This is a genomic window from uncultured Zhongshania sp. (assembly GCF_963975605.1).
Classification (GTDB): Bacteria; Pseudomonadota; Gammaproteobacteria; order Pseudomonadales; family Spongiibacteraceae; genus Spongiibacter; species Spongiibacter aquimaris.
In genome coordinates this window covers 1-14,162 of the sequence record NZ_CAXBHN010000012.1, presented here as the reverse complement: position 1 = coordinate 14,162, position 14,162 = coordinate 1, and the positions used below count along the sequence as shown (strand labels likewise).

At 53.3% G+C, this 14,162-nt stretch carries 11 protein-coding genes; 8 read left to right on the top strand and 3 right to left on the bottom strand.

The features are described from left to right. Positions 1–90 precede the first annotated feature (90 nt). The 3 genes from AAC007_RS11285 to argH all read right to left on the bottom strand — a co-directional run bounded on the left by AAC007_RS11285 (position 91) and on the right by argH (position 5,819). Complete coding sequence (locus tag AAC007_RS11285; RefSeq protein ID WP_339676839.1) at positions 91–3,204, bottom strand: efflux RND transporter permease subunit; 3,114 nt, start codon at positions 3,202–3,204, stop codon at positions 91–93. Positions 3,205–3,207: 3 nt separating this feature from the next. After that, the gene (locus tag AAC007_RS11280; protein ID WP_339676836.1) at positions 3,208–4,242 is read right to left on the bottom strand and encodes an efflux RND transporter periplasmic adaptor subunit; all 1,035 of its coding nucleotides are present in this window, start codon (positions 4,240–4,242) and stop codon (positions 3,208–3,210) included. Between the two features lie 176 nt (positions 4,243–4,418). Beyond that, entirely contained in the window at positions 4,419–5,819 is a 1,401-nt protein-coding gene (gene argH / locus AAC007_RS11275; RefSeq protein ID WP_295873679.1) for an argininosuccinate lyase, read from the bottom strand. A 206-nt stretch (positions 5,820–6,025) separates the two neighbouring features. On the opposite strand from argH, the gene AAC007_RS11270 reads away from it, so the two are divergent. The 8 genes from AAC007_RS11270 to AAC007_RS11235 all read left to right on the top strand — a co-directional run bounded on the left by AAC007_RS11270 (position 6,026) and on the right by AAC007_RS11235 (position 14,072). Beyond that, positions 6,026–7,666, top strand: coding sequence for a hypothetical protein (locus AAC007_RS11270; RefSeq protein ID WP_339676834.1), 1,641 nt, complete (start codon positions 6,026–6,028; stop codon positions 7,664–7,666). Between the two features lie 104 nt (positions 7,667–7,770). Continuing rightward, positions 7,771–8,847, top strand: coding sequence for a histidine kinase (locus tag AAC007_RS11265; protein WP_339676832.1), 1,077 nt, complete (start codon positions 7,771–7,773; stop codon positions 8,845–8,847). Then, complete coding sequence (locus AAC007_RS11260; RefSeq protein ID WP_339676830.1) at positions 8,844–9,578, top strand: LytTR family DNA-binding domain-containing protein; 735 nt, start codon at positions 8,844–8,846, stop codon at positions 9,576–9,578. Before AAC007_RS11265 ends, AAC007_RS11260 begins: the two co-directional genes overlap by 4 nt. Positions 9,579–9,662: 84 nt before the next feature. Further along, the gene (hemC, locus tag AAC007_RS11255) at positions 9,663–10,613 is read left to right on the top strand and encodes a hydroxymethylbilane synthase (RefSeq protein ID WP_295873686.1); all 951 of its coding nucleotides are present in this window, start codon (positions 9,663–9,665) and stop codon (positions 10,611–10,613) included. After that, on the top strand, positions 10,591–11,388 hold the full coding sequence (locus tag AAC007_RS11250; protein WP_339676827.1) for a uroporphyrinogen-III synthase: 798 nt from the start codon (positions 10,591–10,593) through the stop codon (positions 11,386–11,388). Before hemC ends, AAC007_RS11250 begins: the two co-directional genes overlap by 23 nt. A 20-nt stretch (positions 11,389–11,408) precedes the next feature. After that, complete coding sequence (locus AAC007_RS11245; protein WP_339676824.1) at positions 11,409–12,545, top strand: uroporphyrinogen-III C-methyltransferase; 1,137 nt, start codon at positions 11,409–11,411, stop codon at positions 12,543–12,545. Beyond that, positions 12,542–13,762 carry a heme biosynthesis HemY N-terminal domain-containing protein gene (locus AAC007_RS11240; protein ID WP_339676823.1) on the top strand — a complete coding sequence of 407 codons (1,221 nt, stop codon included), beginning with the start codon at positions 12,542–12,544 and terminating at the stop codon, positions 13,760–13,762. The genes AAC007_RS11245 and AAC007_RS11240 overlap by 4 nt, the downstream gene beginning before the upstream one ends. A 1-nt stretch (position 13,763) precedes the next feature. Further along, complete coding sequence (locus AAC007_RS11235) at positions 13,764–14,072, top strand: tetratricopeptide repeat protein (RefSeq protein WP_339676821.1); 309 nt, start codon at positions 13,764–13,766, stop codon at positions 14,070–14,072. Positions 14,073–14,162 lie beyond the last annotated feature (90 nt).

Sequence of the window (14,162 nt, the reverse complement as noted above, 5' to 3'; positions counted from 1 at the left end):
TGATGTTGCCTAATGCCAAAGTTTGTAGCTTGGGTTTCGTTCCTCAACCCAAGCTACTGAGTCACACGTCATTTTCAAATTTAAAGAGTACTAGCTGTACTTTTCCTTGTCCTCATTTTCTGCAAGCTGAGCTTCTAACAGTCGCGTGACAGTTTGTGGCGATTTGCTGTTTCCCGCTAATAGACGATACGCCATGGGTATAACAAATAGCGTTAATATCGTGGCAGAGCTGACACCAAAGACGACAACAATACCAATAACGTAGCGGGACTCGCTGCCAGGTCCAGATGAGAGTATCAGTGGCACTGCGCCCATGACGGTGGTGATGGCGGTCATCGCAATGGGGCGCAGTCGCTGGCGAGCGGATTGCAAAATGGCCTCGTCAAACTCCAGGCCTTGATCCCGTAGTTGGTTGGCAAATTCCACCAGCAAAATACCATTCTTCGCCGCCAGCCCGACCAGCATAATCAGCGCAATTTGGCTGTAAATATTTAGGCTTTGTCCCGTGAGGTAGAGCCCGATCAAGGCACCCGCTATGGCCAGCGGCACGCTGAGTAGAATAATAAAGGGGTGAATGAAATTCTCGAATTGCGCGGCGAGTACAAGGTAAACCACCAGCAGTGACAAGGCGAAGGTGAAATACACGGAATTACCTGACTCGTGATAATCCAGTGATTCGCCTTTGTAATCCACGGTGGCGGCGGGGACATTTTCTGCCACCAGATTTTCGAAATAACTCAGCGCGTCTCCCAGAGAGTAGCCATCAGCGAGGTTGGCGTCGATGGTAATAGCCCGCACGCGGTTGTAGCGATTGAGCACGGCGGCGTCGCCACGTTCTTGTAACGTCACAAGGTTGCCGAGCGGAATGAGACTGTCGGTAGTGGCCGATCGCACATAAATATTGCTGAGATCTTCTGGACTGCGTTGTGTATCGGGTTCACCCTCTACAATCACGTCGTACTCTTCTCCCGCCATCATAAAGGTGGTGACTCGCCGCGAACCTAACAGGGTCTCTAAACTGCGATTTATTTCGCTGGCATCCACTCCCAGTGTTGCCGCTCGGTCACGGTTAATTGTGACGGCTAATTGCGGTTTAGTTTGGCGGAAGTCGCTATCAATACCGAGCAGCCCCGGATTATTTTTTGCTTCGTTTATTAGCAGCTCAGACCACTGTGCTAGCTCTTCGTAATTACTGCCGCCAATAACAAACTCCAGTGGTTTGGTGAACCCGCCGCCCAGCGATTGCGGCGTAATAGGGTAAACACTCAAGCCCGTAAAACCGGTGAGTCGTTTGCGAATCTCGCCGACCACCTCCGCAATGGGTTGGCGTTCTCCCCAAGGTGTTAATACCAAGATACCGGTGGCTTCATTGTAAACGTCGGCGCCGCTACGACCGCCCGGTGCGCGAAGTAATAGGCGATTGATCGTGCCATTGTCTACCATGGGCATGAGGCGCTGTTCGATCTCGGCCAGGTGGCGCTTCACATAATTAAATGACGCGCCTTCCGGGCCGCGAATAATCATAAATACCACGCCGCGATCTTCCTTGGGCGCAAACTCGGCGGGAACTTTTTGCAGGAAAAAAACGCAGGAGCCAATGGTAAGGACTAAGGCTAAGGCCGCTATGAAGGGATGTTTCATGCTGCGCGCTAACACGTGTCCATAGTGGTTTTCCATGCGGTGCAGCAGTTTTTCAACAAAGCTCGCAAGTCCGCCGTGCATAGCCTCGCGGTTTAGTACTTTGGAGCAAATTACTGGTGAGAGTGTTAGGGCGACAATACTAGAGAACACGACCGCAACCGCCATGGCCACCGCGAACTCGCCAAATAAACGGCCAACGTCGCCCTCTAAAAAGCTGATAGGCACAAACACGGCGACTAATACGGCGGTAGTGGCAATAACGGCAAAGCCGACTTGGCGACTGCCGCGATAGGCTGCGACCAGCGGTGGCTCGCCGTTGAGTAAGCGACGGTGCACGTTTTCAAGTACGACAATACTGTCATCAACCACTAGCCCTATTGCTAACACCAGGGCCAGCAGGGTGAGCAAATTGACGGTGTAGCCCAGGGCATACAGAACTGTAAACGTCGCAATGAGTGAAACCGGCACGGTGATGGCGGGAACCAGCATGGCGCGGAAGTCACCCAAGAACAGAAATATAACTAACACCACCAGCGAGGCGGCAATAAACAAGGTGCTGTATACCTCAGAGATAGCGCGGTCTATGAAGACTGAGCTGTCGTAACTGGAATGCAGATTTATGTTGCCGGGCAAGGTTTTTCGAATTTTCTCCGCTTCGACGCGGACTGCTTCAGCAACAGCCAAGGTGTTCGATACGCTTTGTTTAACTATGCCAACGCCGACCATTGGTACGCCGTTGCCATTGAATGCTTTGCGATGTTCATCGGCACCTAATTCGACTCTGGCCACGTCGCCGAGCCGAGTGAGGTAGCCTTGTTCATCGCGTTTTACAACCAAACCTTCAAAATCGGTGGGGCTGAGAAAGTGGCGATTAATCTTTACAACAAAGTCTCGGTCTAATGATTTTAAGGTGCCGGCGGGCAGTTCAACATTCTCGCGCCGCAGCGCGTTTTCAATGTCACCGACGGTAAGCTGCCGCGCCGCGAGGGATTCGCGATCGAGCCAAATTCGCATCGCGTATTCGGGTCCGCCACTAATGCGCACCCGCGCAACACCATCGATGACAGCGAAGCGATCGACGATATAGCGCTGGGCGTAGTCGACCAAGGCGACAATGCTCATTTCGTCGGAGGTTAAATTGTGCCACATGATGACCTGCTCATCGGCGTCGGTCTTTTGTACCTCTGGTGGATCGGCCTCCTCTGGCAAGTCGGCTAAGGCACCGGACACGCGGTCGCGCACATCATTGGCGGCGGCGTCGATATCCCGTGTTAATTTGAATTCGATATTAATAGATGAAAAGCCGTCGCGACTGCTGGAGTCGATGGTCTTTATTCCTTCGATACCGGCGATGCGTTCTTCGATAATTTGGGTGACTCTAGATTCAACCACCTCGGCTGAGGCGCCAACGTAGACTGTGCGAATAGACACAATGGGTGGGTCTATATCGGGGTATTCGCGCAGCGGTAAACGCTCAAAGGCGAGCAAGCCAAAAGCTACCAATAATAGGCTTATGACCGTCGCGAATACTGGCCGTTTTATCGCCGTATCAGAAAGCAGCATAGTTTAGCCCTCCTGCGGCGAGACGGTGACACCGGGTTGCAGGGCGGTAAAGCCTTCGTAAATTAATTGTTCGCCAACGCGGACGCCGCTGCGAATTTCCACAAAGCCAGGTTTGCGGGTGCCAAGCTCGACTGTGCGGCGCTCGGCTTTCTGTTCGCTATTCATAATCCAGACATAGTGCTGTAGCTGAATGCTTTGCAGCGCAGATTCAGGTACTAAGATCGCGTGGTGCTCCTTGGTCACAAGCGATACCAGCATTAGCATGCCGGGTTTTAATTTATGGTCTGGATTCTGGATAAGAGCGCGGGCGGTGATGCTGCGATCAACGGGGTTAATGCGGCTGGCGATCGCCGAAATGGTGGCATTAAAGTCTTCGGCAAGAGCTTCGCTGCGGGCAATAACACTTTGACCAGTGGCGATGGCAGTTAGGCTCAGGCTTGGCAGCTGGAAGTCCATGCGCATGACGCTGAGGTCGTCGAGTGTGGCGATGTTGGTACCAGGGCTTACCAGTGCGCCGGGGCTAAGTTCGCGCAGGCCAATAACGCCACTGAACGGCGCGCGAATATTGCGCTCGGCGAGCAAGGCTTCTATTTCTGCAATTTTACTTTCGGCCCGCAGCTTTGCGGTTTGGCGTTGATCGTATTCTGTTTGCGCGGCAGATTGCGAGGCAATCAGCCCTTTCAAACGGGCTAACTCGCGCTCTTCCTCGGCCAAGTCTGCTTTCGCGGAACTGAGCTGCGCGGCTTCTTCGTCCTGCTGCAGGGTGACAAGTAACTGGCCCTTGCTGACGGCATCGCCATCATTAAAATGCAGTGCGGTAATTTTTTCAGTGACGTTGCTGCTGATATCAATGGATTCTTGCGCGAGTAAAGTGCCCAGTGCCTGCATGCGATTTTGCACTGGCTCGGCTTTTAAGGTGCTTACTTTTACGAAGGGAGCTGGTCTCGCCATGGCGCCGGGATTTTCTGCCGGGCTGCAGGCAACTAGCAAGGTAGCGATACTGCTGAGTGCCAGCAGTTTAAATGTTGCGCTTATCAAGGTAGTACTCCGTTATGCACATTGTCCGTTTTGGATGGGTCTTAGTGGATATGATGAGTAATGTAACGGCTGACTAGTGAACAATCACCCTTTTAATAAGGTGATGAAAAAACAAACGGTTTTGCGATGTTACCCGCCGATGCGTATCGCATTGGCGGGAAGGTGAAGACGAGATTTTAAGCGCGCTGGTTCAGACGCAATTCAGCGCGCTCTGCCGCAGCTAGAACTTGCTGTGGCGCCGTGCCACCAATGTGGTTGCGGGCATTCACCGAGCCTTCCAGAGTGAGCACGTCAAAGACATCGGCTTCGATATCAGTGCTAAATGTGCGCAACTCGTCCAAGCTCATTTCTGACAGATCTTTTTTCTCTGCAATGCCATAGGCAACTGACTTACCGACCACTTCGTGAGCGTCGCGGAACGGTAAACCTTTACGCACTAAATAATCCGCTAGATCAGTTGCAGTTGAAAAACCGCGCATGGCCGCTTCGCGGGTCACGTCTTCATTTACGGTAATCGCCGGCACCATATCGGCATAGGCTTTTAGGCAGTCTTTTACCGTGTCGATAATGTCGAAGATGGGTTCTTTGTCTTCTTGGTTGTCTTTGTTGTAAGCCAAGGGTTGCGATTTCATCAGCGTCAGCAAGCTCACCAGATGACCGTTGACGCGGCCCACTTTACCGCGAATTAACTCGGGAACATCGGGGTTTTTCTTCTGCGGCATAATGGAAGAGCCTGTGCAGAAGCGGTCGGGTAATTCAATAAACTTGAATTGGGCGGAGGTCCACAGCACCAATTCTTCGCTGAAGCGCGACATATGTGTCATCAGTACGCTTGCCGCCGCGGCAAATTCAATCGCGAAATCGCGGTCGCTCACCGAGTCCAGTGAGTTTTCCGTGGGGCGGTCAAAGCCCAATAATTCTGCGCTGTAATGACGATCAATGGGGTAGGTGGTGCCGGCCAGTGCGGCTGCGCCCAGTGGGCATTGATTCAAGCGCGCAGCGCAGTCCTGGAAGCGGCTGTAGTCGCGCTCTAGCATTTCATTCCACGCCAACATGTGGTGGCCGAAGGTGACGGGTTGCGCGGTTTGCAAATGGGTGAAGCCCGGCATGATGGTGTTGGCTTCGCGCTTGGCGAGGGTAATCAGGCCCAGTTGTAAGCGGCTCAGCTCTTTGCAAATGAGGGCTAATTCGTCGCGTACATAGAGGCGAATATCGGTGGCGACTTGGTCATTGCGCGAGCGACCGGTGTGCAGCTTCTTGCCGGTAATGCCGATTTTATCGGTTAAGCGCGCCTCGATATTCATGTGCACGTCTTCAAGACTCACCGACCACTCAAAGGTGCCAGCAAGGATTTCTGCGCGAATTTCTTCAAGCCCCTGTTGAATGTCTGCCAGTTCTTGCGCGGTTAACACACCGACTTTTTCCAGCATCGCCGCGTGCGCGAGTGAGCCATTGATGTCGTGATGATAAAGGCGTTGATCAAAGCTGACAGAGGCAGTGAAGCGCTCTACAAACTGGTCAGTGGGTTCGCTGAAGCGGCCGCCCCAAGGTTTGATGCTCGGATCTTTATCACTCATTGCACTGTGTTCCCGTATTGCTGATTGGCGTGGCGTGGATGCCGTGGTCACCCAGCGCCTAAAAGGCCGCCATTATAGCAGTTTTAGTGGGCTTCGCGATGCGTCGGCAGACACGCTCACAATGACGACCAGAAGTAATACCGCTGTCATATGCGGCCGCCATACTGCTGTTCCTAAAAATAGGACCGTCGAGCAGAGGAATCCCCATGAGTGACGTCACGTCCCCCCGCGCCAAATTGGTCGAAATGCTGTGGCAACTTAAAAAGATCTACGATAAGCAGGGCGACAAAGGTGTGCGTTATATTCATTTTAATACGCTATTGAATGATCCGGCCTACCGCAAGGAATTGATCGACCAAGCTGTGGTTAGCAGTAACCCTGATATTCGTGAACTCGGTGTTGGCCTTTTAACGATTAATACCGATGGCCCGCTGACTCAAGGTCGTCATGGTCGAACCATGGGCGCGGTTAATCCAGATGTTGCCGAGACTGTTGGCTATAAAATCGCATCAGCAAAGCCCCCGCAGCGCTCGGTGAAAACGCGGCTGGTAGCAATAATTGGGGTGCTGCTAATTGGCGTTATTATCGCGGCCATTTTTAGCAGGGATCTTAAACAGGCCTTTGCGGGTACACAGACCGTGAGTGGCTCGCTGCGCGGCGAGCAAATATGGACTAATGATAAAACCTGGATTTTAGAAGGCACAGTCTATGTCGAGGCGGGTGCCAGATTGGTTATTGAGGCTGGAACCATAGTAAAGGGGCGCCCTGGCAGTGCCTTATTGGTAACCCGCGACGCCAGCATTTTAGCGCGGGGCACAGCCTTGGCGCCGATCGTGTTTACCAGCTCGGCCCTGGCAGGTAAGCGTCAGGCCGGTGATTGGGGCGGCATTGTGTTGCTGGGCAATGCGCCTGTGAATACCGCCGATGCCCAAATTGAAGGCTTGGTTGCCGGTGATACCCGCGGCATGTTCGGGGGCACAGATGCCAACGATAACTGCGGCGTATTGGAATATGCTCGTATCGAATTCGCGGGCTTTGAGGTTTACGCCAACAATGAGCTGAACGGATTAACGCTCGGCGGCTGCGGCAGTAAAACCATTGTTCGCAATGTACAGGTGCATCGCGCCCTCGACGACGGTATTGAGGTATTTGGCGGCAATGTGGATTTGCGCCATATTCTTATTACCGGTGCCGCCGACGATTCTTTGGATTGGGATATGGGCTGGACTGGCCGCGTGCAATTTTTGCAGATTCAGCAGTACGCGGGGGTGGGCGATAATGGTTTTGAGGCGGATAATCGCGAAGGCAATTATCAAGCTGAACCCGTTTCTGAACCGACTTTATATAACGTGACCTTGCTAGGCATGAATAGCCGCGACAAATACCAGCGCGCTATGACCCTGCGCCGTGGCACCGGCGGGCATTTCAATAATATGGTTATTGCCGGTTTCTCTGGCGAAGCCATCGACATTAAAGACAGTGAAACCGTTGCCCGTATTCAAGAGGGGAAAATGAGTTTCGGCGGTTTGCTGATTGCGGATATTGCGGCGGACGGTAAGCACTATTTTGCTGAAGAGATTGGCGATTACGACGACGATGGCGGCTTTGACGAGGCCGCTTATTTTTCGCAGTACGCCAGTCTTGGTGCTAGCCCGCAATTTTTAAAAGTCACCCAAAGTGAAAGTGAGCCGGATTATCGCGTAGCGGCGTCTTCGCCGGCAAAGAATAACGCCGTCGCAGTGCCACAGGGTGAGTTTTGGGACGAAGCCGCGAATTATCGGGGTGCTATGCGTCCCGGTGTTGGCAGAAGCTGGACAGATGGCTGGACGGCCTTTCCCCTAAATTAGACTTTCATAGCGTATTACCGGGCTAGCGAGTCCGGCCCTGTAATACGTATCCGCTCCGGCGACAGCCTGCTATGCTTTGTGAATACAAATCTAGGATGGGTGCCGTGTCGCGTAGGCAGCAAAATGAAGCGCAGCTAAATTCTCCGCAGGTGTCGTTTATCGGCAATCTGTCTAGCCCGCAATCGCTGTTGCTTATTGTGTTGCTGGCGAGCCTGCTCGCCATTTTATTCACCGTGCTGAAATCAGGCTTGCAGAATTTCGATTGGGTCTTGCTCGGTATGTCTGGTCTGTTCACCATTTGGTGCTTGCTCGGTGCGGCAGCCGTGCTTCAGCTTCTTAAACCTGTGTTTGCACAAATGACGACGGCGGTGACGGCCGGTTTGAGTTTTGTGGTGTGCCTTGTATGGGTTGCCTGCGTTACCGTGTTCGCGCAGTGGTTTGCCCGCGGCGGATTACAAAACGAGGTATGGCTATTCGACGGCTGGGCGCTGGCAGAAATTTTAGTGGTAGCGACGATATTACTCGGTGTGGGTATGCGCTATGCCTATTTGAGCTTGCAATATCGCCTGCGCGAGCAAAGTAGTTTGCATGCGCGCTTAGACGCGCTGCATTCCAGAATTCGCCCCCATTTTTTATTCAATACCCTAAACAGTATTAGCAGTTTAATCAGCGTTGCTCCCGATAAAGCCGAGCAGGCTGTCGAGGATTTGGCGGCGTTGTTTCGCGCTAATTTGCAGAGCGGTATGAGCGTGGTGCGCTGGGCCGATGAACGCGAATTATGTGAACGCTATTTGCGTATTGAGCACGCCCGCTTAGATGAGCGCCTGCAAGTCGACTGGCAAGATAGTGATTTAAGTGACGATATTTCGGTGCCGTCACTGCTGCTGCAACCGCTGATAGAAAATGCCATCACCCACGGTATTCAGCGTTTACAAGAAGGGGGTGTGGTAAGTATTCGCGCTCGCGTTGTTGAAGGAATGGTGGAGATTGAGGTTCAAAATCCCGTGCCTGAATTTGCCGATGTGGTCGAGGGTAACGGCATCGCCAGCGACAATATTCGTCTTCGTTTGCAAGCCCTATTTGGCAATCAAGCCAGATTTACTAGCCAGCGATCGGAGGGGCAATACCAGGTGCGAGCGGTTTTCCCGATGAAAAAGCTGACACAGGCAGCCTCCGCATGAAAGTGTTAATCGTTGATGATGAGCCTTTGGCTCGCCAACGCGCCGCGCGATTATTGCAGGAGCTAGGCGGTATTGAGTTGGTGGGCGAGGCGGCGAACGCCGAACAGGCGCTGGCAGAAATAGAGCGACTGCAACCCGACGCCCTGCTTTTAGATATTGCCATGCCCGGTATCAGCGGCATTGACTTAGCGCAGCAATTGGCTGAGCGCGAGTCATCTCCCGCGATTGTGTTTTGCACAGCCTATGACGAATACGCGCTTGCGGCGTTTGACGCACAGGCGGTGGCCTATCTGCTAAAGCCTATTCAGCGGGAGAAGTTGACGGCGGTATTCAGCCGGCTGACGCGCTTAAATAAAGCCCAAATAGCCGCACTTGCAGACTTAGAGACACCGGCTCAACGCAGCCAGCTATCGTCCTCTGGCCCGCAGGGTATTAGCGTGCTGCCGGTGTCTGCGGTGCGTTATTTTCACGCCGACAATAAATACGTCAGCGCGGTGCACCCAGATGGTGAATTACTAATCGATGACAGCCTGCGTGACTTGGAACAGGAGTTTGCCAGTCAGTTTTTGCGCATTCACCGCAACGCCCTTGTCGCGCTGCAGTATTTGCAGGGCATAGAGCGGCACGGCGTAGCGGCTTATAGGGTGAAATTGCAGGGAGTGGCAGTGGGGCCACAGATTAGTCGGCGTTATTTACCTGCCCTGCGCGCTCGCCTTAGTAAAGGCATTTAGTCCATTGTAGTGCTAGGTTTTCGGTTTTGTCAGCGGCCTCGCTGACGTATCATGGTGACCCCACGGAGTACTACGGAAATATTCATGTCCGACAATATCATCCGCATCGCCACCCGCGAGAGTCTATTGGCGCTATGGCAGGCAGAGTTTATTAAGGCCGAGCTAGAAGCAGCCCACCCCGGTATCCAAGTTGAGTTACTGGGTATGACCACCCGCGGCGATCAATTATTAGATTCACCCCTGTCCAAAATCGGCGGCAAAGCGCTGTTTGTTAAGGAGCTTGAGCAGGCGCTCATCGATGGCCGCGCCGACATCGCCGTGCACTCCATGAAAGATGTGCCGATGGAGTTTCCCGAAGGCTTGGGACTGGCCATTATTTGTGAGCGCGAAGATCCACGGGATGCCTTTGTGAGCAATCACTTTTCCTCAGTGACTGATTTGCCGCAGGGTGCGCGGGTCGGTACATCCAGCCTGCGCCGCGAGTGTCAGCTGCGCTCCCAGCGTCCAGATTTGCAGATTTCGAGTTTGCGCGGCAATGTGCAAACCCGTTTGCGCAAGCTAGATGAAGGCGAGTTCGACGCAATTATTCTCGCCGCTGCCGGATTAATTCGTCTTAAATTAGAAGATCGAATCGCCGCCTTGATGCCGGTCGAGTCGAGCTTGCCAGCCTGTGGTCAGGGCGCGGTGGGTGTTGAAACCCGCTTAGATGACGCTCGGGTCATTGCGCTATTGGCGCCGCTTCACAATCGCGTTACCGCGGAAGAGGTGATGGCTGAGCGGGCAATGAACCGTCGTTTAGAGGGCGGTTGTCAGGTGCCGATAGCGGGCTATGCGATTCCCGACCCAGATAACGCCGACCAACTTTGGCTGCGCGCTTTAGTGGGCGAGCCCAATGGCAAAACCATTTTGACCGCTGAGCAGCGCGGCCCCCGTGATCAGGCCGAAGCCTTGGGTATTGCGGTGGCAGAGTCCTTGCTGGCGCAGGGTGCAGGCGCTATTTTGCAGGCGGTGTATGGCGACAGCAAAGCTGAATAATTTGCGGGTGCTGGTGACGCGGCCGGCGGATCGCAGTGCGGAATTTGCCGCCGCCTTAACGGAGGCGGGCGCAGCGGTGAGCTTGCAGCCGCTGCTGGATATAGCGCCGCTGTCGTCTCCAGAGCACAGCGAGGCAATGCAGAAAAGTCGCAGCCTGTTGATGAACCTCGATAGCTATCAGCAGATTATTTTTATCAGCGTAAACGCCGTGCACTACGGTCTGGATCAAATAGACCAATACTGGCCGCAATGGCCACTGGGTATTCAGGTTTATGCCATTGGCGCGGCGACGGCGGCGGCGCTTGCCGAGCGAGATATCGCCGTACACCACAGTGCTCAGGCAATGAACAGCGAAAGCCTGCTGGCCTGCGCCGACCTTCAGCACATCCGTCATTCCAAAATATTAATCATCCGTGGCGTGGGTGGCCGTGAGCATTTGGCCGAGCAACTTAGGCAGCGAGGCGCCGCGGTAGATTACGCAGAGTGCTATCAGCGCTGCAAACCAGATATTGACGGTGGCCAACTGCGGTCATTGCTGTTACAACACAGCATAAATATAGTGGCATTAAATAGCGGCGAGACCCTGGCTCATTTTAGTGACTTAATGGGTGAGGCGGCGTTGACATACCCCGTGTTGGTACCGAGTGATCGTGTCGCAGACTTAGCGAGAGCGCAGGGCTATCAAACCGTGATTCGGGCCGACAATGCCGGCACGGCAGCAAGTCTTGTCGCTTTAAGGCGTTATGCGGAAAGCAATCCCTCTATCCATCATTAAATAGATTTTGAGAGAACATAATGAGCGGCGATAAACCGGAAGATAATAAAGACACAGCGACGGTAGCAGCGCAAAAGCCATCGGTAATTAGCGCCTCCGAGCCGCCGTCGAATAATAAGAAGACCAAGGAAAAGCCCGCCGCTAAAAAGAGTGGCGGCAGCAATGTGCTGGGCTTGTTGGCATTATTAATTGCACTCGGCGCCTTGGTGTTGGCGGGGTGGATGTACCAGCAAGATCAGTTGCTAGCCGCACAAGAAAAAAGCACTAGCGCCAGTTTTAGAGCCGAGCTGCGCGCATTGACTGACTCGCAGTCAGAGCTCACGTCCTTGCTCAGCGCTCAGCGCGAAGCGCTTTCCCAATTGCGCAGCGACACTAGTACACGTCTAGATGCGCTTGCCCGCCGCAGTCAGGATCTCGAAGTCTCGGTGCAGTCATTAGCCACCGTAGACCGCCAGGATTGGCTGTTGGCAGAGGCCGAATATTTACTGCGGGTCGCCAATCAGCGCGCGCAATTAAGTGGCGACGCCCGCTCAGCCGCGCAATTGCTGGCGAGCGCAGATGAAATACTGCAAGACTTAGACGACGCGGCCTTGCATCCGGTGCGCGCAGAGATCGCCAAAGAAATAGCCGCCCTGCAAAGCAGCGCCGAGCGCGATGTGGAAGGCAGCTACTTGGCGCTACAAGCCTTGGCAAACGAAGTGGCTAAACTAAAAATTTACCAAGCGCCGAGCTATCAGCCCGCACCAGCTGAGACACAAGCGACAGATTGGAAACAGCGCCTGCAAGTGGGATTCGCTGCGGCATGGGAAAAACTGCAGAGCTATATTCGGGTTCGCGAGCACGATGAAAATTTCCGCGCACAAATAGTCCCTGAACAAGAAGGCGCGCTGCGGGTGAGCTTGCAGCTTATGTTTGAACAGGCCCAGTTGGCACTGCTGGCAAATCAACCGCGTTTGTATCAGCGCTCTTTGCAGAAAGCGACAGATTGGTTGAACCGTTACTACCAATTAGATGAACACCGCGACGCGCTGTTGGATGAAATTAATACCCTATCAAAAGTGCGGGTGAACTCAGAAATTGCGGATATTTCTGGCTCATTAAAAAGCCTGAAAGAATATATAAAAAGTAATCGTTGGCAGAAAGAGGCTCGCCAATGAAAATATTTATTGCAGTCTTAATAGTGTTACTTGTCGCGCCGATTCTGGCAGCGGGGATTCAGCACGACTCTGGTTATATTCTTATCGCCTACGGCAAAACTACCATCGAAATGACAATATGGGTTGGCGTCGCAGTTCTTGCGGCCGTTCTATTATTGTTTACGATTGTATTTATGAGTTTGCGTCGTGGCGCAAAAGTGTCTGACAAAATTGCCAGCTTTTGGAGTGACCGCAAAGCTAACCGCGGTCGCAGTCACACCACCTTGGGCATGATTGCCTTTATAGAAGGCAATTGGGAAAAGTCGCGCCGTCTTCTAACCGATGCCATAAAGGGCAGCGAAGCGCCGCTAGTGAATTATTTATTGGCAGCCCGTGCCAGTCACGCCCTGGGTGATGCGGCAGCAAGTCGCCACTATTTAGGCTTGGCAGAGGAAACCAGCGCCAAAGCCAGTATTGCCGTTGCACTCACCCAAGCGGAAATGCAGGTTGACAGAGGCCGCCTGGAAGAAGCGCTGGCAACCCTGACCCGCGCTCGTCGCAATGCCGAACGTCACCCTTCCGTACTGAGCTTATTAGAAAAAGTGTACTCCGGCCTTCGCGACTGGAAGTCGCTGTTAGAGCTGCTGCCTGATTTGCGTAAACACAATATTCTAGCCGCCGAAGAAATCGATCGCCTAGAGCGTGTGGCCTTGATGGGTCAGCTAGAGCACGCTGCAGGTCAGGCCGACGTTGCCGCTGTGCAGCAGTGGTGGAAGCATCTTTCCCGTGCTTGGCAGCGTGACGCGGATCTGTGCTTCGCGTATTGCAGAACCTTGGTGACCTTAAATGAACAGGCGGCGGCCGAGAAAGTTTTGCAGCACATGCTCAAGCAGAACTGGTCGCCAAATTTAGTCTTGCTCTACGGCTTAACTGCAGGCGCCGATATTGCGCGGCAGCTAAGCACTGCAGAAACATGGCTAAAGGAACACGGCGACGACCCAGCGCTGCTGCTTAGCTTAGGTCGCTTATCCCTGCGCAATGAATTGTGGGGTAAGGCCAAAGAATATTTCGAACAAGGCTATCGCCGCAGTCCAAATGCAGAGCTGTGTTTTGAACTAGGCCGTTTGCTCAGCAATATGGGTAATCAGGCAGAGGCCGAACGCTACACCCTGGAAGCCTTGCAGCTGCAGGGACAAGCCTTGCCCGAACTGCCGCAGCCCCGTTTAGCCGGGTATTAATATGAACATCGACGCACTAGAAAAAATGCTCGCCAAAGGTAACGACAGCGCCATGCTGCGTTTCGGTTTGGGTAAGGCCTACCTCGACAATAAAAAACCAGACGAGGCCATAACGCATTTACAACATTGCGTAGAGCAAGACCCCGACTATTCAGCGGCGTGGAATTTGCTCGGCAAAGCCCATTTGCAGCTGGGTGACAAAGCCTCAGCAGAAATAGTCTGGCAGTCAGGCTTGGATGTGGCTGTGCGAAAAGGCGATAAACAAACGGAAAAGGAAATTACGGTTTTTTTGAAAAAGTTGAAGAAGTAAATCTTTGGCTTAAAGACTCCCTGATTAGCTATCTCTGTGTAGTGGCTTAATGAATCCGGACACCCAATAAGGCGTTAGAATAGCGCCAGC